Source organism: Sorangium sp. So ce367 (genome assembly GCF_051520455.1).
In the GTDB taxonomy this organism is placed as follows: Bacteria; Myxococcota_A; Polyangia; order Polyangiales; family Polyangiaceae; genus Sorangium; species Sorangium cellulosum_B.
The window spans coordinates 10,361,275-10,385,687 of sequence record NZ_CP150334.1 but is presented as its reverse complement, the minus strand read 5'-3'; the positions used below and the strand labels follow the sequence as shown (position 1 = coordinate 10,385,687).

General features: G+C 70.8%; 17 protein-coding genes. 8 read left to right on the top strand and 9 right to left on the bottom strand.

The genetic code is table 11. The annotated features are described in order from the left end of the window. Window positions 1–140: 140 nt before the first annotated feature. Complete coding sequence (locus WME97_RS39360) at window positions 141–2,246, bottom strand: peptidoglycan DD-metalloendopeptidase family protein (RefSeq protein ID WP_437545361.1); 2,106 nt, start codon at window positions 2,244–2,246, stop codon at window positions 141–143. A 117-nt stretch (window positions 2,247–2,363) separates the two neighbouring features. On the opposite strand from WME97_RS39360, the gene WME97_RS39355 reads away from it, so the two are divergent. Together WME97_RS39355 and WME97_RS39350 are read left to right on the top strand one after the other, a co-directional pair. Further along, complete coding sequence (locus tag WME97_RS39355; RefSeq protein WP_437545359.1) at window positions 2,364–3,236, top strand: tetratricopeptide repeat protein; 873 nt, start codon at window positions 2,364–2,366, stop codon at window positions 3,234–3,236. Between the two features lie 3 nt (window positions 3,237–3,239). After that, on the top strand, window positions 3,240–4,496 hold the full coding sequence (locus WME97_RS39350) for a DUF2062 domain-containing protein (RefSeq protein ID WP_437545358.1): 1,257 nt from the start codon (window positions 3,240–3,242) through the stop codon (window positions 4,494–4,496). 1,231 nt (window positions 4,497–5,727) lie between these two features. Here the strand turns inward: WME97_RS39350 and WME97_RS39345 are convergent. Both WME97_RS39345 and WME97_RS39340 read right to left on the bottom strand, forming a co-directional pair. Continuing rightward, window positions 5,728–6,180: a DNA-binding protein gene (locus WME97_RS39345; protein ID WP_437545356.1), complete on the bottom strand. Its 453-nt coding sequence runs from the start codon at window positions 6,178–6,180 to the stop codon at window positions 5,728–5,730. Window positions 6,181–6,702: 522 nt separating this feature from the next. Next, a complete protein-coding gene (locus WME97_RS39340) occupies window positions 6,703–6,834 on the bottom strand; it encodes a hypothetical protein (RefSeq protein ID WP_437545355.1) in 132 nt (43 codons plus the stop codon). A 1,424-nt stretch (window positions 6,835–8,258) separates the two neighbouring features. Here WME97_RS39340 and uvrC point away from each other — a divergent pair. The 3 genes from uvrC to WME97_RS39325 all read left to right on the top strand — a co-directional run bounded on the left by uvrC (window position 8,259) and on the right by WME97_RS39325 (window position 13,935). Further along, window positions 8,259–10,487 carry an excinuclease ABC subunit UvrC gene (gene uvrC, locus WME97_RS39335; RefSeq protein WP_437545353.1) on the top strand — a complete coding sequence of 743 codons (2,229 nt, stop codon included), beginning with the start codon at window positions 8,259–8,261 and terminating at the stop codon, window positions 10,485–10,487. A 282-nt stretch (window positions 10,488–10,769) separates the two neighbouring features. Next, window positions 10,770–12,107 carry a serine/threonine-protein kinase gene (locus tag WME97_RS39330; protein ID WP_437545351.1) on the top strand — a complete coding sequence of 446 codons (1,338 nt, stop codon included), beginning with the start codon at window positions 10,770–10,772 and terminating at the stop codon, window positions 12,105–12,107. 64 nt (window positions 12,108–12,171) lie between these two features. Further along, complete coding sequence (locus WME97_RS39325; RefSeq protein ID WP_437545349.1) at window positions 12,172–13,935, top strand: VanW family protein; 1,764 nt, start codon at window positions 12,172–12,174, stop codon at window positions 13,933–13,935. A 96-nt stretch (window positions 13,936–14,031) separates the two neighbouring features. On the opposite strand, the gene WME97_RS39320 is transcribed toward WME97_RS39325, so the two are convergent. Next, window positions 14,032–15,060, bottom strand: a complete 1,029-nt coding sequence (locus WME97_RS39320) for a tryptophan--tRNA ligase (RefSeq protein ID WP_437545347.1) — start codon at window positions 15,058–15,060, stop codon at window positions 14,032–14,034. Window positions 15,061–15,350: 290 nt separating this feature from the next. On the opposite strand from WME97_RS39320, the gene coaBC reads away from it, so the two are divergent. Both coaBC and WME97_RS39310 read left to right on the top strand, forming a co-directional pair. Continuing rightward, entirely contained in the window at window positions 15,351–16,718 is a 1,368-nt protein-coding gene (coaBC, locus tag WME97_RS39315) for a bifunctional phosphopantothenoylcysteine decarboxylase/phosphopantothenate--cysteine ligase CoaBC (protein WP_437545345.1), read from the top strand. Continuing rightward, window positions 16,715–17,518 carry a CPBP family intramembrane glutamic endopeptidase gene (locus WME97_RS39310; protein WP_437545343.1) on the top strand — a complete coding sequence of 268 codons (804 nt, stop codon included), beginning with the start codon at window positions 16,715–16,717 and terminating at the stop codon, window positions 17,516–17,518. The genes coaBC and WME97_RS39310 overlap by 4 nt, the downstream gene beginning before the upstream one ends. Window positions 17,519–17,540: 22 nt before the next feature. On the opposite strand, the gene WME97_RS39305 is transcribed toward WME97_RS39310, so the two are convergent. From WME97_RS39305 to WME97_RS39290, 4 genes are all read right to left on the bottom strand, one after another. Further along, window positions 17,541–18,290, bottom strand: a complete 750-nt coding sequence (locus tag WME97_RS39305) for a YebC/PmpR family DNA-binding transcriptional regulator (RefSeq protein ID WP_437526015.1) — start codon at window positions 18,288–18,290, stop codon at window positions 17,541–17,543. Between the two features lie 309 nt (window positions 18,291–18,599). Then, entirely contained in the window at window positions 18,600–19,814 is a 1,215-nt protein-coding gene (locus tag WME97_RS39300; protein ID WP_437545341.1) for an ammonium transporter, read from the bottom strand. Between the two features lie 141 nt (window positions 19,815–19,955). Beyond that, on the bottom strand, window positions 19,956–20,405 hold the full coding sequence (locus tag WME97_RS39295) for a universal stress protein (RefSeq protein WP_437545339.1): 450 nt from the start codon (window positions 20,403–20,405) through the stop codon (window positions 19,956–19,958). Further along, entirely contained in the window at window positions 20,380–22,557 is a 2,178-nt protein-coding gene (locus WME97_RS39290) for a DUF2079 domain-containing protein (RefSeq protein ID WP_437545337.1), read from the bottom strand. Before WME97_RS39290 ends, WME97_RS39295 begins: the two co-directional genes overlap by 26 nt. A gap of 147 nt (window positions 22,558–22,704) precedes the next feature. Here WME97_RS39290 and WME97_RS39285 point away from each other — a divergent pair, with 147 nt between their 5' ends. After that, on the top strand, window positions 22,705–23,343 hold the full coding sequence (locus WME97_RS39285; RefSeq protein ID WP_437545335.1) for a hypothetical protein: 639 nt from the start codon (window positions 22,705–22,707) through the stop codon (window positions 23,341–23,343). Between the two features lie 61 nt (window positions 23,344–23,404). On the opposite strand, the gene WME97_RS39280 is transcribed toward WME97_RS39285, so the two are convergent. Continuing rightward, window positions 23,405–24,388 carry a lysylphosphatidylglycerol synthase transmembrane domain-containing protein gene (locus WME97_RS39280; protein WP_437545334.1) on the bottom strand — a complete coding sequence of 328 codons (984 nt, stop codon included), beginning with the start codon at window positions 24,386–24,388 and terminating at the stop codon, window positions 23,405–23,407. Between the last annotated feature and the right edge of the window lie 25 nt (window positions 24,389–24,413).

Here is a 24,413-nt window from a genome sequence, read left to right as displayed (position 1 = left end):
GTGCGTTTTGTCTGCCCGATGCCGCGAAGGCGCCGAGGACGGGACAGCTTGTCCCTCGGCGTCTGTTCTCATCGAGCGAACCGCTCGGTCCGGTCGGCGTCCTCTGGCTTCATCGAGCGGACCTCTCGGCCCGCTCGGCGTCACATCGCTTCCGGCGGGCTCTTGAGATCGGCGCCTTCGATGAGCTCGCCCTCGTCGTCCCCGGCGCCTTCCGGCGGCTGCGCTTCTTGCTCGTTCGGTCCGCTCGGTCCGACGTCCGGTGCCGCGGCGGCCGCTGCGGCCGGGGCCTCGCTGCCGGTGGCCGCGGGCGGCGGCGAGGGAGGCTCTGCCGCCTCCGGCTTCGCCGGTTCGGGCGGCGGTTCGGGCAGCGGAATGGCGTCGAGCCGCTTGTCGAGCGCTTCCTTCGTCGCGGCGAACGCCGCGCGATCGATGCCGGGCATCACGCGCTCTCCATCGAGCTGGAGCGTCTCGGCATCGAAGTACTTGCCGTCCCTCTTGGCGCTGAAGTGAAGGTGAGGGCCCGTCGAGCGGCCCGTCGATCCGACGTAGCCGACGAGCTGGTGGGTACCCACCTTCATGCCGGCCTTGATGCCGGGGGCATACCTCGACAGGTGCGCATAGCCAGTGGTGACGCCGTTCGCGTGCGTCACCGTGACGAGGTTGCCGCTCGGGCCCGCCGGACCGACCCAGTCGACAACGCCGCGATACGCCGAGTACACCGGCGTTCCCATCGGCGCGCCGAAGTCCGTCCCGTTGTGGGGCATCTTCTTCTTCAGCACCGGGTGCATCCGCTGCGGGTTGAACTTCGACGTCACGGGCGCGCCCGGGACCGGCGCGCGCCAGCCGCCGGCGTGCGGCTGCCGGCCGCGCTCATCGAACGTGCCGCGGGCCTCTTGCCCCTTGAAGTCGTAGATGCGCACCGGCTTCTCCGCGGGATCCGCGGGCCGGTATTCGAGCGCGATGACCTTCTTGTACCGGGAGAACATCCCGAGCGCCGTCTCCTCGACGGCGATCAGCCGGACCGTGCTCCCCTCCTCGAAGCTCTCCGTCGAGAGGCGCCCGTTCAGCGCCTCGTCGATCACGTCGAGCACGCCGGGCTCCAGGCCCCCCGCCCGGATCGCGTTGGCGAGATCCTTCCCCACGTAGAAGGAGGCGACGACCTCCTCCTCGGCGATCTTCATGTCGAGCGTGGCGCCCGTGAGCAGCCCGGCCGCGTTGTCCCTCGCCTGGTAGATCTCGCTCGCCGAGACCTCGTACTCGAAGGCGCGGACGCGGCGCGTGGAGCGATCCATCGCGACCGTGAACCGGTCCTTGCGGCCGCACTTGTCGAACTTCCGCAGCCCGTCGAAGGCCTTCATGATCCGGTAGATCTGCGCCTTCGGTACGCCCTTCTCGTCGAGGGCCGCGATGAACGACCGGCGGTCCATCACGTCGCTCACCAGGAGCACGGAAGGATCCTTCCCGAGCTCGGAGATCCGCCATGGGCCGGGCAGCGGGGTGCGCTGCTTTGTCTTCACCTCGGGCATGGCGGAGGGCCTGGCGGCCTCGTCCGTACCTGCTGCCGAGGTCGCCGGGCTCGCCGCCACCAGCGCGCGCTCGTCGCGCACCGGGACGCCCTGGATCAGCAGCGCGATGAGCGAGGTGAGCGTCGCGAGGCCGAAGATGCCGCCGAAGACCGCGGTCATGCGCGGCGACAGGTGCGGTCCTGGAGGGGGCCGGCTGAGGCCGGGAGGAAGCCGCGGGCCGTCCGTCGAACCGGGGCCCGCGTGGGGACCGCCGTCCATGAGCGACGGCGACCGCAGGGGCTGCACGCGCGGATCGCTGCCGCGCGACCAGGGCGCCGATGCGCGCCCGCGAGAAGAAGGAGGAGGGAGCTGCGGCGGCCACGTCGACGACGCCGCGCGCGCGCGCAGCTCGCTGCTGCGGGACCAGGGAGCGGCCGGAGCGCCCTCGCCCCGGCGACTGCCCTGCAGCGGCGCGGTCAGCGGCGGCGAGGCCGGTCTGCTGGGGGCGTCGAGCGCGTCGTCCGCGACGTCCTCGGCCGCGCCGATGCGCACGATCTCTGCGCGCGGCGCGTCCTGCGGGACAGCTGCGCCGGGCTCCACGCGCGGCGCGGGCGCGTCTTGAGGGACAGCGGCGCCAGGCTCCGCCGCGCTGCCGGCCTCTCCGCTCCGCTCCCTGGCGCGGTCCTCGGCGTCCGGCGCTCCGGAGGCCTCGAGCGGGTTCTGGGGTACTGCACTCGGCACGCCGACGTGCGTACCAAGGCATCGACGGGGTTGCAACCGCGCGACTCCCTGGCCGACGCAAGCGTTGCGCGGAAGGCGGATCCCATCGTACGCCGGTCGCGTAAGCTGACGGGCCTGATGGACGACCGGCTGAAGCAACTTCTGGTTCTCGGCAGGGAGCACTACGAGCGGCGCGAGTACGATCTCGCGGAGCACGCCCTGCGGCAGATCATCGAGAAAACCGACCGCTTCGCGGACGTCTACAACATGCTCGGCGTCATTCTTCACGAACGCGGTGATTTCCTCGCGGCCGAGGCCCACTTCGAGCGCGCGGTGCAGCTCAACGAGCACTACACCGAAGCGCTGCTGAACCTCGCCGTCACCTACAACGACCTCGGCAAATACGAGGCCGCGCGGCATGTCTACTCTCGCATCCGCCGCGGCGAGGGGGGAGTCGGCGTCCTCGACCCGTTCGCGCGCGGCAAGATCGCCAACATGCACGCCGATCTCGCGCAGGCCTACGCCGACGCCGGTTGCGCGCAGGAGGCGATCGCCGAGCTCACGCGGGCTGTGGCGCTGTGTCCGACGTTCGTGGATCTTCAGCTGCGCCTCGGGACGATGTACCGCGACGCCGGGAATCTGGCGCTCGCTCGCGAGCATTACGCCGCCGCGCGCGACGCGAACCCGAAGTACGCACCAGCGCGCGTGCTGCTCGGGGTCGCGCTGCTCTCCCTTGGCGAGCCCGATCAGGCGAGCGCCGAGTGGCGCGAGGCGCTCGCGATCGATCCCGACAACAGGACGGCGAAGATGTACCTTCGCACGCTGGAGGCGCGGCGGAGCGGGCGCGCCGGGGGTGCTGCGTCAGGCGAGCCGGCGCCGGCCGCCGCGGCGAGCGGTACGTGGGACGCGCTCGACGAGGCGACACCCACGACCGTGAGCGACATCCTCTCCAAGACGACGGCCGATGCAGCAGGTGAGGCGGATCGTGCTGCACGGGAAAGCAAACCCTGAACGTTGGCGAAATACTCTCTCCTCCGAGAGGAGGCGCGCCGCGCGTGGCGTGAGCTCCGTGGCAGCGAGCTGTCCGCCGGCCGGACCGCCGTGGCGGTCGCGATCGGCCTGTTCATCGGATCGCAGCCGATCTTCGGCTGCCACACGCCGCTCGTGCTCCTCCTCTGTCTGTGGTTCCGCCTGGATGCAGCGATTGCCTGGGTCGCTGCGAACATCTCCAACCCCTTGTTCGCGCCAGCGCTGCTCACGGCCGAGGTCCAGGTCGGAGCGTACCTCCGCACGGGTCGCTGGCTGCGCCTCTACGAAAAGATGAGCTGGGCGCAAGCGCTTTCGGATTTCCCCGAGTACATGTTCCTCGGCGCCCCGGTGGTCGGGCTCGCGCTCGCGGCGCTCGGCGGCGGCCTGATCTTCGTCCTCGTCACGCTGAAGCGGCGCCGCGCTCCCTCGCAGCAGAGCAGCAAGATGGAGCCGTATCGGCTCCCCGGGGATGCGCCGCCGTGGGTTCACGCGGTCGAGCGCGTCGCCGGGAGGTACAGCCCGCCTGAGGGCGCCACGCCGGCGCAGCGTACCCGCTTTCACTATGTCCGCTTCAAGCTGCTCGGCGACCCCATCGCCCGGTTGATTGCTGACATCGCCGGCGACCGCCCCGGCGCGCTCGGAGAGGTCCTCGATATCGGGACCGGGGCTGGCCAGCTGCCGATTCTCCTGCTCGAGCTGGGGAGGGCCGAGCGCGCGCGTGGGTTCGACTGGGACCGAGCCAAGATAGAGGACGCTCGGCGCGCGGCCGGCGAGGGCTCCGGCGCATCTCTCCCGCGCTCGTCCGAGTCGTCCGGTCCGCCCGGCGCGCAGCGCGCGGCCCACGCCGCCCCTCCGCTGGACGCCGAGTTCTGGTGCGCAGATGCGCGCGAGGCCGAGCTCGGAGCTGCAGACACCGTGCTGCTCATCGACCTGCTCCACTACTTCCGCGTGGAAGAGCAGGACGCGATCTTGCGGCGGGCGGCGGCCGCGGTTCGTCCGGGCGGGCGCCTGCTCGTCCGCGAGGCGGACACCGAGCGCGGCTTGAGGAGCTCGATCACGCTCCTTGAGGAGCGCATCTTCACCGCGCTTCGATTCAACCGGGGCGAGCGTGTGCGCTTCCGTCCTGCCCGAGAGATCGTGGCGCTCCTCGAGCAGCTCGGCTTCTCCTGCGAGACGATGCCCGCCTGGGGGAAAACGCCCTTCTCGAATGTCCTCATCGTCGGGAGCCGAGCCCAGCCCTGAGCCCGAGTCGCCCTTCCCCGCGAGCTCTCATCCTCCCACCGCCGTCGCCGCGCCCCCGGCGTCAGCGGTCGTTGCCGGGGACTCCGATCCGACGTGCGGCCTCTTGTGCATCGCCCGGTTGCTCGATCTCCGCGGATGGTTAGAACCTGTCCAGTACGTTGACGCGTTGGTCTCGCGGCTCCTCTCGGACCACGAGCCGCGCTATCGGGTGGAGCGACCGCCCTGATGGCACAGACCATGCTTGTCCCTATGGGCCTGGCGGCGGAGCGCGCTGCCCATGTCCCTATCCTGATCGCTGGAGGCCGATAGACCTCCGGTGGCTCCTCCTTGCCGGGCGTCAGGCTCGCCAACATCGCAAGCCCGCGATATCCGCCTGGGGCGTCCTGTCCAGGTGTCCGTGAAGGTGCGTTGAGCCTCCGGGCCGGCCAGGTCCAGCGCGGCTCCGAGGGCGCCGCGTCATCGTCGAGAAAAGCGCCGGATGGGCGGAGCGGGTCAGGCGTTCACAGCAACGACGCTTGCGCGGCGCCGATCGTGCTCTGCCATGTCGGCAGTCCCGGCCACGCTCACGGCCCCACGGAGCGAGCACCGCCCGGCGGGAGTCCGGCCCCGGATGACCGGACTCCTGCGCCGCGTCGCGCCGGTGACGCTCCCTTTCGTTTCCTTTGGAGCTCCGCCCCGCTTCACGCCCCAGCGTCCGTTTCGAGGCCGCGTCAGCGCCGCGTGACAGGAGACCCGACGGGATCGCGGATCCACGAAACTAGATGTGGTGGTCTTTCGATGGTGCCCCACGATAGGTTGGGGTCTCAGCGGTCATGACGTGGTGGTCTCTCCCGATCCGACGTCGACAAGAGCACGGGCATGGCGGCTCGGTAACCCAGCGTCCTGGGCACCAGAGCGGACATGTGTGCACAGACGCGATCGCGGAGCGGCGCCGCCTGTGTCGTGTCACCAGGCGGATCCGCTCAGCAGCGGTCGGGCGGCAGTTGACGCGCCTCACGCGCGGATTTCTCCGTCGTCCTACGAGGAGACGACGTGGCTTGGCGGGACTTCCTGCGGGGCATCCAGCGGCGTGTACGGCTGCGGAGCTTGCTCCGCTCCGAGGTGCGACGTCTCCGCGCCTGCCGGGACAGCTCCCGGCTCGCCGCGATTTCCCCTGCTGGGCTTGCGGGAAGGCGGGACGTCGACCTCGGTCGGTTTGGCCGGACGCTTCGGGAGAGCGTCGATGCTGGCTTCAGCGGGAAAAGTACTTGGTAGCCCGCTTCTCTCCTTTCGACGTGATCTTCTTCTCGACGAGCAGCTTCCGAATCGGGAGGGTCAGCTCCTTCGTGGTGGTGCCCAGATCCTTGGCGATCTGCTCGACGCCCTGGCCGCTGTTGCTCCGGATGTGCTCCAGGACCTTCTGCGTCATCGCGGCGAGCTCTTCCTTCGAGCGCTTCTCGCCCTTCTTGCGGGTGGGCTTCGCAGCGCGAGCGGGGCGACCGACCGCCTTCTTGACCTCCGCAGGCTGCTGGGGAGCGGCCTTGGCCCGACCCACCTTGCGCGGCGCGGCGGCCGCAGCGGCCGGCTGGCCCTCGCCTCGCAGGGCGTTGGCGACAGCCTCGAGAGCCGCTTTGCGGACAAGTCCGCTCAGCTGAGAGACGAATGCATCAACGTGGCTTTTGATCTCGGTTTCGACGTTGTTCATTGGATCTCGCGTCCCATGAATAGCTAGAGTTGTCAACTGCTGAACAGCACCTTGCTTGAAAATAATTCGAGAGGTGTCCCCCTCTCCCCTCAACGCGCGTCAAGAACCCGCGCTCGCCACCTCCCCGTCGGGTCATGGGGTGCTGGGGCGACCGGTCGAGCCGGACTCCAGCCACCTCGTCTCCCTGGAGACGTCGCGCCGCGAAGCCAGGCTCCGCCCCAACCCAAGAGGGTGCGATGGACAGCGCCGTGCTCCTCTCTACACCGCGCTCCCGCTTTGGATGCCGCGGCGCGCGTGCCGTGGGCAGCCCCGTAACCGAGGGGAGCCAGCGACATTCCCATGAAGATCTGCTTTCCTGTGCTCCGGACACACGCGCCCCACCGCGCAGCGGCCGAAGCGGGCGCCTGACCGAGGGACCGTGGAGGAGCCCGACCCCCCGGGTGGAGCGCCCGCGATGAGGAAAGGTGTCATGGCCGAGGTCGCCGTTCCAGGCGACCCCCGGTGAGCTGGAGCGGCAGCCTTTCACTTCTGCACTCCACCCTGCTCCGGCGGCGTAACCGTATGCCCGAGCTCTCGTCTCCCGACCGAGCCGCTCTCCGGGATCGACCGCAACGTGTCGGCCGCCGAGACGCCCTCCGGCGGTGTCGACGTCATGAGGGCTACCCCACCCACCTGCCAGGACATCCCCCTGGCTGATCGGCGCGTCGGCCCGACGCGGTTGCTCCCACCCACGTTGCAGCCCCCAGGCCATGTCGCCTCCGGTCTGGCTGCGTCTTTTTGCGGCTGTGCTGGAGCTGCCCAGCCTCCGGCCGAGTCTCCCAAACCGCTCGCCGTGCCCGAGCTCCGACGGCCGCCCCGGCAAGCCGGAAGTCGCCCCGCGGGAGGCCACGAGGCCGCCGCTCCTGCTCAGCCGCTCATCCTGATTCAGGGGGTGACACTCGTGCTGGGCACCAGGGTGACGCTCGCCCGCGGCTCGCTCCCGTGCGAGGGGGCAAAGCTCACCGTCGCCGCCGAGGGCGACATCGATCCCCCGAGCGGGGCGGCGGTGATGGACGCTGGTGGACAGTTCGTCACTCCTCGGCTGTTCGACGCGCACTCCCACCTCGGGGGCCGCCCGACGCCAGGCGCGGCGGCGCACCTGGACGGCAGCGAACGGGAACCAGACATGGGGCCGGTGGCGCCGCAGGCTCAGTTCGCCGATGCCATCTGGCCCCAGGACCCGGGTATCGAACGGGCAGTCGCTGGTGGTGTTACGACCATACAAGTCCTTTCGGGTTCAGGCAACCTGATTAGAGGGTGCGCGGTAACGATGGAGCTCCGACCGGGCATCGGTCCTCCCATCGGCCCTCCCAGGTTCCTCCCTGATTCCTGCCAGATGCTTCCCAGACGCTCGCCACCGCGGCGCCCGGCGGGCTGAAAGTGGCTTGCGGGGAGAGCCCGAAGCGCAGCTACGGCGGGGACAAGCGGGCACCGATGGCCGGTGCGGGCAACCTCGCTCTCCAGCGGGCGACCTCTCTCAAGGCCAGGAAGCTCCAGACGGACTGGGCGCGAGTGGAGCGACCGGGAGTCGCGCCGGATTGCGACCGAGGCGAAGACGCCGGCGTCCGCCAGGCCACGAAGCAGGAGCGCTCGACACCCGAGACCTCCTCCCGCGAAGATCCTGCCGTCGCGCCTACTGCCTGCTCGAGGGCGTGTCTCGCGTCGACGTGGGCGCGGCGCGCCATCACCGCAGTCTCCAGCGCCGCCTCCTACACGTGCGATCGCGCGACGCGTGACGGCGGCGCACCGTGATCGGGTGGCCTCACGAGAGCCGCGCGTCGACACGCGTCGCGCGCGGCTCTCGTGATCAGGGCGCTCGCGCGCGCCGCGCGGCTCTCGTGATCAGGGCGCTCGCCGCCCGACATCTCGACCTGGGCGTTCTGCCTCGTCGCGCCGAGGCGAGCGGCGCCGCGTCACATGACGGCGTTTTTCTAGATGTAAAGGAGAACCGGCGCGGGCCGCGTCGGCCGCTCTCCACGGGAGGAGCCGTGATCGCGGCGCTTGCTGCCGGCGCGCGCGACTTCTAGATCGTTCCGGCCGTGGTCAACCCGAGCGCCAAGCAGGATCCCGAAGCCCTCCTCGCCGCCAAGCTCGCGTCGCTCCCGACGACGCCGGGCTGCTATCTGTTCATCGACAAGGCCGGCGCCGTCGTCTACGTCGGCAAGGCGAAGAGCCTGCGCTCGCGCGTCCGCAGCTACTTTCAGGAGAGCGGGAGCGACGCCAGGTACTTCATCCCGATACTCCGGAAGATCGTGGCCGATCTGGAGACGGTGGTGACCGCCACCGAGAAGGAAGCGGCCGTACTCGAGAACGAGCTCGTCAAGCAGCACAAGCCGCGGTTCAACGTCAAGCTGCGTGACGACAAGGACTTCCTCTGCCTCAAGCTCGACACGCAGAAGGCGTGGCCGATGCTCGAGACGGTCCGCCGTCCCGCCCCGGACAAGGCGCGCTATTTCGGGCCCTACCACTCGGCGACGAGCGCGCGGCGGACGCTCCACCTGGTCAACAAGCACTTCCAGCTCCGCACCTGCTCCGATACCGAGATGGCGTCGCGCCGGCGCCCCTGCCTGCAGTACCAGATCAAGCGTTGCCTCGCGCCCTGCGTGATGGATGTGGACCGGGAGCTCTATACGGAGATGGTCCGCTCGGTCGCGCTCTTCCTCGAAGGGCGCCACGACGAGCTCACGGGGGAGCTCACCACGCGAATGCGGGACGCGTCGCGGGAGCTCGAGTTCGAGCGCGCCGCCATCTACCGCGATCAGCTCCGGGCGGTCGAGGCCGTGCGCGAGGCCCAGCGCGTCGTCTACGTGAAGGACGTCGATCAAGACGTGGTGGGCATCTACCGCGAGGGGACGCTCGTGGAGGTCGAAGTGATCTTGGTGCGGAGGGGGCGCGTGACAGACACGCTGTCCTTCTCGCTCCGCAACATGGAGCTGCCGGACGACGAGGTGCTCGGCGGCTTCTTGAACGAGTACTATGGCGTCGCGTCCACCACGATCCCCGATGAGGTCCTCGTGCCGGTGTTGCCGGACGGCGCGGAGGGCGTCGCGGAGTGGCTCGGCGATCGGCGCGGCCGCAAGGTCGCGCTCTTCGTGCCTCAGCGCGGGCCCCGCGTCGATCTGCTCAAGATGGCGAACGAGAACGCGGCTCACGCGTTCCGGGAGAAGCAGCGGAGCTCCGACGATCTCGAGGCCCGGCTCGAGGAGATCAGGGAGCGCCTTCGTCTCCCGACGCTCCCGCGTCGCATCGAGTGCTGCGACATCTCGCATCTCGGCGGCGGCGACACGGTGGGATCGATCGTGGCGCTCCTCGATGGTCAGCCGGACAAGAAGCGGTACCGCAGCTTCAACGTGAAGAGCGTGGCCGACGGCGACGACTACGCCGCGATGTACGAGGTGCTCTCACGGCGCTTCCGCCGCGGAAAGGCCGCCCGGCAGGCGAGCTCCGCGTCCACCGCAGACAGCGAGGTCGCCCTCGGCGCCGAAGGCGCGCCCGAGAGCGACGTGATGGAGGGCGTCACCGAGAGCGACATGATGGAGAGCGATCCGGCGGAGAGCGACGCGCTCGAGAGCGATGCGACGGAGGGCGACCTGGCTGACGAGGACATCGCCTTGGCAACAGCGAGCGACGCTCCGCCGGAGACGGACGGGACGCCGGTGTCCGCTGCCGCGGAGCGAGAGAGCGCCGGCTCGGGGGGTGATGTGTCGAGGCGCGCCGAGGCCGGCGCAGGCGAGTGGGATCTTCCAGACCTGTTCGTCGTCGATGGTGGGCGCGGCCAGCTTCAGGTGGCGCTGTCGGCGGCGCGCGATCTCGGCCTGCACGGCCTCCCGATCGTCGGTCTGGCGAAGGAGCGGGAGACGCAGACCGGAGAGAAGCTCGTCGACCGCGTTTACCTGCCTGGCCAGAAGAACGGTATCCCGCTCCGATCCACGAGCTCCGCCCTCTTCTTCCTTGCGCGCGCGCGCGATGAGGCGCACCGCTTCGCAAACCACGCACGCAAGCGGCTCGGCAAGGCGCGGCGCCTCCGGTCCGAGATCGAGGACATCCCAGGGCTTGGCAGCGCGGTGAGGACGGCGCTCCTCCGGGAGCTCGGTTCCATGGAAGGAGTGCGTCGCGCGACCGACGCTCAGATCCTGGCGGTGACAGGGGTCACCAAGCGACACCTGTCAGCGCTGCGCAAGGTCATCCCGTCTCCCGAGTCCTCGCAGCCAGACGCGCCGGCCGAGGACACCGGCGATCTCTCCAAGGCACGGGGGCTCACGCGCTGAGCGCGACCGGGCCCGTTCCGCGGTGGATCAGTGAAAGATCACGCTGCGACCTGAACGGCGTTCCGGGTTGAGCGCCAAGGCGTTCTCTGCGACGATCCGAACACCAGGCGCCCGGTCGCATTCCGGGCGCACGCGGTCATTTTTCGATCAAGAGCACCACCTGGCACACCGAGCGCTTCTTGCGGACCCGACGTCGTGGGCGGGCCGCGGCGGGCCGCGCTCGGCGGGCTCGATTCCCGGCGGGCACTGCCTCGCTCCGGGGTTACGCGGCACGTGAGCACCATGGGAGAAGTACGCGCTGGCCACACGCTCGGTCGCTATGAGCTCCTCGTCCCCATCGCGCTCGGGGGCATGGCCTCGGTGTGGGCCGCTCGAACGGGCGGCCAGCTCCCCAGGATCGTCGCCGTCAAGCTGCTGCGCGCCGAGCTGAGCGACGATCCCGACTTCGAGGCGATGTTCCTCGACGAGGCCAACCTGGTCTCGCAGATCCATCACGCGAATGTCGCGGAGACCATCGATGCGGGCGAGGAGGACGGCGTCCTCTACCAGGTGATGGAGCTCATCGACGGTGAGCCGCTCAACCTGGTTCTCCGCGAGAGCAAGGCGCGCGGCGGCCTGCCGCTCCCCTTCGCGCTCCGCATCGTGGCCGAGGCGGCCCTCGGCCTGCACGCCGCGCACGAGCTGCGCGGCGGCGACGGCAAGCCCGTCGGCCTCGTCCACCGCGACGTCTCGCCGCAAAACATCCTGGTCGGATACGACGGGTCGGTGAAGATCCTCGACTTCGGCGTCGCCAAGGCCGCTTCGAACCTGCAGCGGACCCAGGTCGGCCAGGTGAAGGGCAAGTACGCGTACATGTCGCCGGAGCAGGCGGGCAGCGAGCCCATCGATCGGCGCACCGACGTGTTCACGCTCGGCATCGTCTTCTATCAGCTCGTGACGGGCAGGCACCCCTTCCACGCCGAGAACGATCCTGCGACGGTGCGCCGCATCTGCGACAAGGCGGCAGCCGAGCCGCCGCGGACCCTCGTCCCGTCGCTCCCGGAGGACGTCGGGCGCATCATCATGAGGATGCTCGCGAAGCCGAGGGACGAGCGCTTTGCCACGATGGCCGAGCTGCGCCAGGCCATCGAGCAGCTGTCGCCAGCGACGCCCATCGCCACCTCGGATGAGCTCGCCGCGCTGATGCAGCAGATGCTCGGCCCGCGCGGCGAGCGGCGGCGCGCCGCGATCCAGGAGGCCATGCAGATCGCGCGCGAGCGCGCGATCGACTCCGACTATCCGCAGCTACAGCAGAGCTCGCCGCAAGCCGCCGCTCAGCCCGGGCGCGCGAGCGCGGAGCGCGGCGCCGGCCCACCGCAGGGCGCTCCGCCGGCGCCGTCGACGTCCGATGAGGGCCACGCGCGGCGCTGGCTCATCCCCGCGACCGTCGGCCTCGTGGTCCTCGTGGTGCTCGCGGGCGCGCTCCTCCTGCGCTCCTCGCCGCACGGCGGCCCGCCGCGCCAGCGGGGCTCTCTGCTCGTGCCCGGGGCGGGCTCGATCAAGGAGCCGCTCCTCAGGGCCGCGCGCGCCGCCTCGAAGGCGCCGCGCGGCGGCTCCGATGTGACGCGGACCGCACCGTAGCCGCGCCGCGCGCCCGCGTTCGCTTGACGGTTCGGGCAACGCTTTTCAAGATGGCCGCCCTCGCATGGATCTTCGCCGCTCGCCGGAGCTCTGGCGGTTCGCCGCGCTGGTGGCGATCTTCGTCACGAGCGGCCTGGTCATCACCTACCTCGTGCTGCCGCCCCCGCCGGACGACGGCCCCAAGCCCCCGCCGGTCCTCCGCGTGGCGCAGGTGCCGGTGCCGACGGGCGGCGACGTGGTGGCGAACGCGCTCGACCTCGTGCGCCGCTACGCCACCGGGGAGATCCGGATCGTGCTCCCCGACGGCTCCGCGCGCGCGCTCCGCCGCAACGATCTCGGCGTCGAGATCAACCGGGTCCGCCTCGCCGAGTTCGTGCGCGAGGCGCTTCGCCCCGAGAGCGCGCTCCGCCGCGCGCACGAGCGGGCCGGCGATGGCGACAAGGACGCGCCGCTCGACATCCCGATCCCGCTCCTCCTCGACTCCGAGCGGGCGATCAGCAAGCTGCTCGACCTGAAGGTCGAGCTCGACGCGCCCGCGGTCGACGCGTATGTCGACCTCGAGGCGAAGCAGCTCAAGCCCGAGAAGATCGGGTATCGGCTGGACGTCTACGGCACGCTCGCGCGCATCGACGCCGCCCTCCGGGCGGGCGAGGACACCGCGCAGGCCAGCGTCGAGACGATCGCGCCGAAGCTCGTCGCCGAGCAGCTCGGTAACGTCAAGTTCGATCAGGTGCTCGGCTACTTCGAGACGCGCTACGCGACCGGCGCGCGATCCAAGGAGAGGACGTACAACCTCAGGCTCGCGGCCTCCAAGCTCGACGGCGTGGTCGTCATGCCGGGCGAGATCTTCGACTTCAACGAGACGGTCGGCCCGCGCGACGAGGCGCACGGGTACCGCGTCGCTCCGGTCATCGCCCAGGGAGAGCTCGTCGACGGGCTCGGCGGCGGGACCTGCCAGATCTCGGGCACGCTCCACGGCGCCGCGTTCTTCGCGGGGCTCGAGATCGTCGAGCGCTACCCGCACTCCCGCCCGAGCTACTACATCAAGCTCGGCCTCGACGCGACCGTCGTCTACCCGACGATCAACTACCGCTTCAGGAACCCGTTCGACTTCCCGATCGTGCTCCACGAGACGGTGGCCGGCGGCGTCGTGCGCGCCGAGATCCTCGGGCCCTCGCGCAAGCTCACGGTCACGTACTTCCGCCGCATCGACGAGGTCATCCCGTTCGAGGAGCTGGAGCGCCCGACGCCGAAGCTGCCCGAAGGGACGCGGGCGCTCGCTCAGCGCGGCATCCCCGGCTTCAAGACGACGAGCTCGCGGGTCGTCCGCGACGGCGCCTACGCGGTGCGGGAGAAGTGGAGCGACAGCTACCCGCCGACGGCGCAGATCGTCCATGTCGGGAGCGGTCCGCGCGACCCCGAGGCCAAGACGGCCGACGACAATCACCCCGAGTACGTGGCGGACGAGTACCTCGTCGTGACGCAGGGGCCGGACGTCCGCACGCCAGGCGCGACCGGCCCGGAGCCGGGCGGCGGCACCGTCGAGAGCCGCGAGCCCGGGCTCACGGGCGAGCGCGGCTGGACCGAGCGCGCCGGGTTCGGCACGTTCCGCGCGAAGGGGGAGGAGCGCGCCGAAGGAGACGGCAGCCGCGCGCGAGGCGAGGACGCGCCGCCCGCTGAGGGGATCGCCGTCGCGCACGCCCCGGGCGCGGCGGCGCCGGAAGCCCGTGGCCAGCGGGACCCCGCGGGGGACGAGGCGAAGGGCGGCAAGGGCAAGAAGCGACGCCAGAACCAGAAGAAGACGACGACGACGAGCGACGGCGGCTGAGCGGGCGGCCTCGAACGGAGCCGGCGGCGGCTGCTCGGCGGCGCTCGCAGCGCGCTGGCCCCGGCGAGCTCCGCCCGTCCTCCGCCGCCGCGGCCTTCAGCGAGCGCCGATCGCCCGGCGCACCTCGTGGAGCGTCGGGCCCGCGAGCGCCCGCGCGCGCTGGGCGCCTTCCAGGAGCAGGGCGTCGATGCGGGCCGGGTTGGCCATGAGATCGGCGTAGCGGCGCCGCGGCTCCTCGAGCGCGCGGTTCAGCACCTCGAACACGGCCTCTTTCGCCTCGCCCCAGCCGATGCCGCTCTGGTAGCGGCCGCGGAGCGCCTCCGCCTCTTCGGGCGTGGAGAACTCCCGGTAGAGGTGGAAGAGCGGCGAGGTGTTCGGATCCTTCGGCTCGCTCGGGGGCGACGAGTCCGTCTTGTACTTGAAGATCGTCTTGCGCAGCTTCTCCGGCGGCAGGAAGAGCGCGATGGTGTTGTCGTAGCTCTTGCTCATCTTGCGGCCGTCGAGGCCCGGGATCACCGCCGTCTCCGCGCTGATGCGCGCCTCGGGCAGGACGAGGGTCGGGCCGTAGATCGCGTTGAAGCGCTGCGCGATATCGCGGGCGATCTCGATGTGCTGGACCTGGTCCTTGCCCACCGGCACGACATTCGTCTTGAACAGGAGGATGTCGGCCGCCATCAGCACCGGATAGGCATAGAGGCCCATGTTGATCCCGGCGTCGAGGTCGTCGCTGTCCTCGGCGCCCGCGGCGCTCGACGCCCCGGCCCGGGACTCCATGTTCTTGGCGACAGCCGCCTTGTAGGCGTGGGCGCGGTTCATGAGCCCCTTCGCCGTGAAGCAGGAGAGGATCCAGCTGAGCTCGAAGATCTCCGGAACGTCGGATTGCCTGTAGAAGATGACCTTCTCGGGATCGAGGCCGAGCGCGAGCCACGTCGCGGCGACCTCGTGGACCAGGCTCCGGAGCTTCTGCGCGTCGTGGATGAGGTTGAGCGCGTGATAGTCCGCGACGAAGTAGAGCGCGTTCGACGCGGTCCCTGCGAGCGCGAGCGCCGGCTTGATCGCCCCTACGAAGTTGCCGAGGTGCGGCGTTCCGGTGGGCTTGATGCCGGTGAGGACGGTGCTTGCCATCGTTGTCGTGTTCCTCTGAGGGAGCTCATCCCATTACGCGCTCCCGGTGGGTGATGCCACTGTCACGCCCCAAAAATCAGCCGGGTTTCTTGCTGCGCGGGCGCGTTGGCGCGGGTCGGCGCGCGGTAGTGCGCGCGTGCGCGCCAGCACGAGCTCTCTGCCCGCAGCGCGACCCCGGATCATCCGCCCGCGGCGCAGCGTGTACCGTGTCGTGGCCGTGTACGATCGGCGATTTTCGTGCCACGGTGGACGCCGGACCGACCCCCACGACCCACGCTGGCACCTGCGCCATGTCTGGCCGAACGCCGTCATCTCCCGCACCTCGCCCCGAGGCCTCCGCCCCGCCGCCCGCTGGCCAAGCCCCCGAACGCGCGCGGCCAACCGTCGCGCTCGCCGTCTCGGGCAGCATCGCCGCGTACAAGGCCGCCGAGGTGGCCCGGCTCTTGATCCAGGGCGGCGCGCGCGTGCTCCCGATCATGACGCGCGCGGCGCAGCAGTTCCTCGGGCCGATGACGCTGAGCGGGCTTTGCGGCGAGCCGGTGCGCGACACCATGTGGGATCCCGGCTTCGCGGGCGAGCTGCACGTCGCGCTCGCCGCCGAGGCCGATCTCGTGCTGCTCGCGCCCGCGACCGCCGACGTGATCGCCCGCCTCGCCGCGGGGCGCGCCGACGACCTCGTGACGGCGCTCGCCCTGTGCGCGCGGGGGCCTGTGCTCGCCGCGCCGGCGATGCATCCCCGCATGTGGGCTCACCCCGCGACGGCGCGGAACGTCGCCACGCTCGAGGCCGACGGGCGCGTGCAGCTCGTCGGCCCGGTCTTCGGCGAGGTCGCCTCGGGCGAGCGCGGCCTCGGGCGCATGGCCGAGCCGGCGGCGATCGCGGCCGCGGCGTTCTCGCGGCTCGCCCCGCGCGACCTCGCGGGGCTCCGCGTCGTCGTCACCGCGGGCCCGACGCTCGAGGACCTCGATCCCGTGCGCTTCCTCGGCAACCGGTCGACCGGCAAGATGGGCTTCGCCGTGGCGGAGCGGGCCGCGGCGCGGGGCGCGCAGGTCACGCTCATCGCCGGCCCCGTGTCGCTCTCCACGCCGTCGGGCGCGCGCCGGGTCGACGTGCGCGGCGCGCTCTCGATGCGCGGCGCGCTCTGGCAGGCGCTCGGCGAGGACCTGCGCGGCGCCGACGCGCTCATCATGACGGCCGCCGTGTCCGACTACCGCCCGGCCGAGCTGCACGCGACCAAGCTGAAGCGGACGCCCGACCTCGCGTCGCTCCCGCTCGTGCCGAACCCTGATTTGCTCGCGGAGATCGGCGCGGCGCGCGGCGGGCTGGCGGACGCTGCCGGCGACGACGGAGCGCGCTCGCCGGTGCTCGTCGGGTTCGCGGTCGAGACCGCCACGGACGAGGGGGTCATCGCCTACGCCCGGCACAAGCTCGCGAGCAAGCGCGTCGACATGATCGTCGCCAACCACGCGGCGGACTCGTTCGGCCGGGACGACAACCGCGCCACGATCGTGACCGGCGACGCCGCCGACGCGCTCGGCGTGTTGCCCAAGCCGGCGCTCGCGGACCGCATCCTCGACCGGGTCATGCAACTAAGTCGAACGAGTCAGACGAGTCGAACGAGTCAGACGGGTCGGACGGGTCAGGCGAGCGCGCGATGATCCCGGGTGAAGACCGCGCCGCGGCTCCTTCCGCCGCGGCTCCTCCGGCTGCCTCTGGCTCGGCCGCCCCGGCCTCGTCGCGCGATCCGCGGGCGATCGATCCGCGCGATCCGCCGCGCTCTTCGCGCCGCGAGGCCGCGCTCATCGCCGCGTCCGTCACCGTCGGCGTGGCGCTCGCCGTCTCGTTCGCGTTCGATCCCGGTCGCGCGGGCGCGCCTACCATGCTCGCGGCGCTCGGCGCGCTCTACGCCGTCCTCACGGCGATCACCGTGATGTGGCTCCGCCGGCGCGGCGAGCTCCGCGCCTCGCTCCGCCCCCTGTCCGGCGATCTCGCGCGCGGCGCCCTGGTCGCGGCGGGGCTCTACGGGCTCGCCATGGCGGTGCAGCTGCTGCTCGCCCCGCGGGGCTCGCCTCGCGAGGCGTGGGTCCTTCGCCTGTACCTCCAGCTCGGCGACCCCTCGGCCGACGCGCGCGTGTTCGTCGGCGCGCTCGTCTTCGTCATCGCCGCGCTGGAGGAGATCGTCTGGCGCGGGCTCGTCCTGCGCGCCCTGGAGGGGCCGCTCGACCGGGGCGCCGCGTGGCTGCTGTCGAGCGCGCTGTTCGCCGCCGCGCACGCCCCCACGCTCTTCCTGCTCGGCGATCCGGTAGCCGGGCCGAACCCGCTGCTCGTCACGGCGGGCTTCGGCTGCTCGATCGTGTGGGGTCGCGTGGTGCACCGGACCGGGCGCCTGGCGCCGGCGGTCTTCGCCCACGCGTTCTTCTCGTGGGCGATCGTGAGCTTCCCGATCTGGCGGCCGTGACGGGCTCGCGCCTGCCGCGGGATCAGCCCTCGAGCTTCGCGAGCTCCTCTTCGGGGACGTCGAAGTCGGCGTAGACGTTCTGCACGTCGTCGTGGTCGTCGAGCGAGTCGACGAGGTTCAGGCAGACCTCGGCGTCGCGGCCCGCGACCTCTTTCTTGGTCTTGGGGACGTAGCCCGCGGAGTTCGACTTCACCGCGATCTTCGCGTCCTCGAGGGCCTTCACGACGGTGTCCATCACGTCGACGCTGGAGAGCACCTGCCACTCCTCTCCCTGGTCGCTGTAGTCGTCGGCGCCCGCGCCCACGGCGGTGTCCATCAGCTGATCCTCCGTCGCCGCGTCCTTCGCGAGGAGGATGATCCCCTTCCTCTCGAAGGCCCACTGCGCGGAGCCGCCGGCGCCGAGCTGCCCGTTGTTCTTCTCGAAGATCTTCCGGATCTCGGCGACGGTGCGGTTCCGGTTGTCGGTCATCGCCTCGCAGAGGAACAGCGTCCCGCCGGGCCCTGTCCCTTCGTAGAGGATCTCCTCGTAGTTCGCGCCCTCGATCTCGCCGGTGCCGCGCTGGATGGCGCGCTTGATCGTGTCGGCGGGCATCGCCTGGCCCTTGGCGTCGTTGATCGCCTTGCGGAGGCGCGGGTTGCCGTTCGGGTCTCCGCCGCCCATGCGCGAGGCGACGGTGATCTCCTTGATGAGCTTCGTGAAGAGCTTGCCGCGCTTCGCGTCGAGCGCGCCCTTCTTGCGCTTGATGGTGGCCCACTTCGAATGGCCGCTCATGCCTGTCTGCTCCGTGATGACGGGGCGCTCGCTCGTGGCGCGCGCCCAGGGGGAAGGTTCGGCGCAAGATGGAGCACCGTTCGGTTCGAGCGTAGAAACCGTCAGGGCGCCGGGAGCGCCAAGAGATTGTCGAGCTCTCTTGGCGCTCTCGGCGCCTTTCGGTTCGAACCGTCTGTCGCTCTAGCGGTGCGCCCGGGGGGAGGCAACAACGACGGCGCCCCCGGCCGCGCGTATCCCTCCTCACCGGGAGGACGAGCGCGGCCGGGAGCCCTTGTCGACCTGGGTCTGTGGCTGCCCCCCTCTGTGTCCCTACAGCGCGTAGCCGGTCTCGCCGTGCTCCGTGGCGTCGAGGCCCTCGCGCTCGTCGCTCTCGGGCACGCGCAGGCCGATCAGCTTGTCGACAAGCTTGAGGAGCACGAAGGTCACGATCGCGGCGTACAGCCCGACGGCCGCGATGCCGACCAGCTGCGGGACCATCTGCCCCGGGTTGCCGGCGATCACGCCGTCGCGGCCGGCCTCGTTCAGGGCCTTCTCGGCGAAGACGCCGGTGAGGACCGCGCCGAGGAGGCCGCCCACGCCGTGGACGCCGAACGCGTCGAGCGAGTCGTCGTAGCGCAGGCGCTCCTTCGAGACGACCGCCGCATAACACACCACGCCCGCGAGCAGGCCGATCACGACGGCGGCCCACGGCGCCACGAACCCGGCCGCGGGCGTGATCCCGACGAGCCCGGCCACGATGCCGGACGCCACGCCGAGCGCGGTCGGCTTGCCTCGCTGCGCCCACTCGACGAGGAGCCACGCCGCGCCGCCCGCCGCCGCCGCGAGGTGCGTGTCGAGCAGCGCCAGCGCCGCGAGCCCGCCCGACGTCAGCGCGCTGCCGGCGTTGAAGCCGAACCACCCGAACCACAGGATGCCCGTGCCCGTCAGGGTCATCGTCAGGTTGTGCGGCACGTGCCGCTCGTGCGGATATCCCGTGCGCCTGCCGAGCACGAGCGCACAGATCAGCGCAGAGATGCCCGCCGCGAGGTGAACCACGGTGCCGCCCGCGAAGTCGAGCGCGCCCATCTCGAAGAGCCAGCCCTTCTCCGCCCACACCCAGTGCGCCACCGGGTCATAGACGAGCGTGGACCAGAGCAGGATGAAGACCAGGTACGCCGAGAACCGCATCCGCTCGGCGAACGCCCCCGCGATGAGCGCGGGCGTGATCACCGCGAACATCATCTGGAACGCGGCGAACGCGATGTGCGGCACCGTGCCGCGCTCGACCATCGCGATCCCGTGCAGACCGACAAAGTCGAACCCGCCGATGAGCCCACCGTGCGAGGTCCCGAACGCGAGCGAGTACCCGACGGCCACCCACTGCACCGAGATCACCGCGAGCGCGGCGAACGAGTGCATGAGCGTCGCGAGCACGTTCTTGCGGCGCACCATGCCGCCGTAGAACAGGGCGAGGCCCGGCGTCATGAAAAGGACGAGGGCTGTCGATGCGAGGAGCCAGGCCGTATCCCCAGTGTCGATCTTCATGGCACCGGGGTAACGTGCCCAATGTTTCAACGAGGTTTCGTCGTCGCGGCAGGACGCATTTGACAGGAAGTCGGGAAATTTCTAACGCCCGATCTGGCGGCGCCGGACACCGAATCCGATCGTTTCGTGATGTCACCTACATCAGGCCGGTTGCGGTCCCCGTATCGACAGGACCGGGACCTTTGCCGATCTCACCACCCGCTGCGCCACGCTGCCGAGCAGCGCCCGCGCGACCGCCCCGCGCGCGTGCGTCCCGATCACGATCATCTCGGCGCCGATCTCGTCCGCGAGGCGGCAGATCTCCTCGTCGGGGACGCCGGCGCGCAGCACGCCCGAGATCTCGACGCCGGGCGTCGTGGCGCGTCGGCGCTCGAGCACCTGATCGAGGCTCCGCTGCGCCGCATCGGCGATGCGCGCGGCGTCCTCGGCCGAGGGGATCAGGGACGAGCCTTCCGGGAAGCTGTAGACGGGCACGCTGTACACGTGCGCGACGACGAGCTTCGCGGACAGCTTGCGGGCGAGCTCGATCGCCGTGTCGAGGGCGATCTCGGAGGTCGCGTTGAAGTCATGGGCCAGGAGGAGGGTCTTCATCTTGCTCCGCGGTGGTGGAGGGCGCAGGCGGCGCGCCGCCGTCCTTTCGGTCCAGCTTTCGTAGCTCCGGGGGCGGGTCTCCGGTAGGGGGCTCGTCGGAGGCCGCCGGCGCCGGCGGCTGCGCCTTCGACGGCGGCTTCACCCGCTTGAACAGCGCCATCTTCTTCAACCGGCTGAGCTCCTCGAGCTCGCCGCGCTTCACCGCCGCGTTGTGGCGCTCCAGGTCCTTGCCCTTGAGCTCCCCCTCGTCGAGCAGCACGTACTGGACGGTCGCGGCGCGGTCGCCTGGATAGAAATAGGCCTCCTTCCGGTTCGACACGTGCGGTCCCATCTTGCTCGTCGCGCCGACGATGGCGCTCTTCGGGATCGCCTCCACCTGCTGCCGGACCCAGGCGTAGGTCGCCTCCTGGTCGGGCGTCAGCTTGCGCGCCACCCGGGAGAAGCCGCCCCTGAACGACGCGTTCTCGACGAGGCCGCCGAACTTCCACGACATCAGCGCGGCCGCCACCACCATGGCGGCGAGCAGCGCGCGCGACAGGCGCCGCCCGTCGAGCCCGTAGTACGCGGTCGGCCCGGAGCCCTCGATCCGCTTGAGCGCGATCGGCGTCAGCACGAACGCGATGGGGAAGAGGATCGACGAGTACTGGAAGTGGATCGAGAACACCGCGTCGCGCGAGGCGAGCAGGCAGAACAGGAGCCCGTAGGCGAGCATCCAGCGCCCGGGCTTGGCGAGGAAGGGCAGGAAGCAGAGGGGGACGAAGAGCTGGAGCAGGAAGATGATCTTCGGCTCCTCCAGCAGGACCTTGAGCGCGAAGACAGGGTTCGTGAGGAGGGAGACGAGCATGCCGCCGAGCCCGCTCCGGTTCGGCATGAGCTCCTCGTAGTAATAGGCGAACGAATAAGCGTCCTTGCCGGACATGATGATGCCCGCCGACGTCATGAAGAACAGCTTCACGATGACGAAGTAGACGAGGCTCGTCGCGATGGTCACCCAGCCGAGGCGCGTCCTGCCCGGGCGCCGGTCGAAGATGGCGTAGAGCCCGATGAAGCACATCAGCAGGGAGACGTCCTCCCGGCAGAGCAGCAGCACGGCGAGGGTGACCCAGTACAGCCTGTCCCTGCCGGTCTCGTAGAAGTAGAGGAGCCAGACGACGAGCGGCGAGATCAGCGCGAGCGAGTGGAACTCGTACATGTTCGCGCCGTGCAGGGCCGGATAGATGGCCCACACGGCGGCGAGCAGGAGCGCCTTGCCGCGGTGAGCGAGCTTGTCGCGCGCGAGCAGGTACACGGGGACGACGCCGGCGCCGAGCCACGCGGACTGGAGGATGAGGAGGAACTCCGCCCTCGGGTAGATCAGGTAGAGCGGCGAGAGCAGGATGAGGATCGGGTCGAAGTGCGCGGAGCCGTGGTAACCGGCCTTGAGCCAGGAGCAGCCGAGCGGCCGTCCGTGGATCGTCTGGTAGAAGATGTTGTCGTAGTACCCGAGGTCGGGCGTCCTCGTGTGCAGCGCGCGGTGGTTGGTGATCGCGAGCCGGGAGAAGAAGAGCGTGTAACCCGTCCACATCGCGAGCAGGGCCAGCGACGGGAGCCATCGCGCGACCGTCGCGAGCGCGCGGCTTCCGCGGGCGGGCGCGCCATCGAGCTCGGACGCATCGTCGAGCCCGGGCGAGAGCCGCGCGCGGCGGCCCCAGGCGTAGGCGCCGACGCCCGTGGCCAGGGCGGCGAGGGCGGCGAAGAAGATCGTGCTCTTCGGGCTGTCCTTCTCGATGTTCGGGAGCTTGAGCGCGGCGACGAACGGGAGCGCGAGCAGGGGGATCAGGGCGCGGTTGAGGCGGCCCACGGTGCCCACGAAGTCCCACGAGCGGATGCGGACCCGCCGCGCCAGCATCACGAGGAAGTAGGCGAGCGCGACCCCCACGATGGCGGCGACGGCGCCGCCGGCCATCCAGCGGCGCTCCACCTCGGTGAGCTTGTTCGTGTCGAGCTGCGCGTGCCGGCTCGGGTGGATGAAGACCCAGGCCGTCACGGCGATGCTCATGCCGTAGAGGATCGGCCACGGCGCCAGGGTCAAGGCGGCGCGCGCGAGCCGCTCGAGGGCGCCGTCGAGCTTGGCGAGCGCGCTGTTCAGCCTGGTGCGGTGGTTCTCTAGCATAGGTGAGGCGGGTCCTCGGCTACTTGACCCTACCCCCCGCTGTCAAGGAGCGGGGGGAACATCGCGAAAGGACGCGGAAGGACGTGTAACGACGCGAGGGCGCGGGAAGGGCAGGGCGCCACGCGCGGCCCGCGGTAGAATGGCGCCATGTCGCACTACCGGGATCATCTCGATGCGGCTCGCGCGCGCATCGAAACCCTCGAAGCCAAGCTGAAGGAGCGGGATGCGGCGCTCGCCGCCCGGGACGCGGAGATCGCGGAGATCCGTGCGGAGGTCGAGCGGTTGCGTGACGGATCGGACGATGATGGGCCGCCCGACGGGCCGCTCGGCCGGGGCGGCGGGCAGCGGGCCCTGCTGGTGGCGCTCGCGGTGTGCAGCTTCGCGACCGCGACGGGCTACGCGATGGTGCGCCCCTCGCACTGCCTGCAGCGCGGCGGGGCGTACCCCCCCTCTGCCGAGGTGTCGCTGCGCTCTCACGAGGGGTACGACGCCTTGTCGAGCCGGGTCGACGGGGCGCGCGTCCGGGTGGGCAAAGCTGCGGGCGCGGCGCTCGAGCACGGCCGTGTCCGGGCGAAGCGCTGCTGGCAGCCGGACGGGCCGAGCGGGGAGGGGAGCGTGACCGTGACCTTCGCGCCGAGCGGCGAGGCCCACGTGGCGCTGGACGGGGCGCCCTTCACCGGGACCGAGGTCGGCGCGTGCGTGGTCGACGCATTCCGAGCCGCCGCGGCGCGGGTGCCGGCCTTCGAGGGGGAGCCTCTTCGGCTCACGACCCCGATCTCGCTCTGAGTCCATCGAAGGAGCTCGTCGCTCGCGCTCGCCCATGCGGGCGACGGAGGAGCTCGGGGCGCTAGCCGGATCCGGGGGTGGAAGGGGCCGGGGAGGTCGGCGGGGGGGCGAGCTGCCAGCTCACGAAGCCGACGGCGACGACGATGAGGTAGATGACGGCGAAGATCAGCAGGCCGAAGCTGACGCCGTGCTCGGCGGTGAAGCCGAGCGAAGGGAATACGAGGGAGAAGAAGAACTCTCGGACACCTACGCCGGCGATCGAGATCGGCAAGAGACCGAGCAGGTTCGCGATGGCGAGCAAGCAGGTGACGTCGAAGAGCGAGAGCGGTACGCCGAGGGCGCGCGCGATGAGGTAGCCCTGCGCGAAGTTGACGACGAACGTCGCCACCGTGACCGGGAGCGTGAAGAGGAGCCCGCGCCCGACATGAGCGCGCAGCGCGACCAGGAAGCGGCTCGCCGCGCCGGGCTCCGCGCTCTCCGACGGATCCTTCGCGAGCTTGCGCGAGAAGGTGAGCAGCAGCCGCTCGGCCAGCCCGGGGATGAGCAACACGAGGGGCGCCAGGACCGTGAGCGCGATTCCACCCCACGTCAGCCAGGCCAGGCGGCCGGCGATCACGGCGCTGTAACGGGCGACGCCGACCGCGACGAACGCGGCGAGCACGTAGAGATCACACAGCCTGTCCATCACGACGGTGGCCAGCCCCTCCGCGTAAGGCACGCCGAGGTCGTGGCGCAGGTAGCGGATCCGGAGCAGGTCGCCGACCCGCCCGGGGGTCAGCATGCCAACGTAGAGCGACGTGGCGTAGGCGCTCCACGCACGCCGAAGCGGATAAACGATGCCCCGGGCACGCAGCAGCGCGTCCCAGCGGACCACCTTGAGGTGGATGTTGAGGACGTTCAGCGCCGCCGCGAGCGCGAGCGGGCCAGCCGAGGCCGATACGACCGCGCCGAGCACCGCGTCCCGGTCGTCCATGCGCACGACCACGAGGACGAGCAACAGCGGGCCAATCAGGCGGACGAGGGCGCGCAGGGCGGCGCGGCTCACGACGGCAAACCCCGGCCGCGCGCTC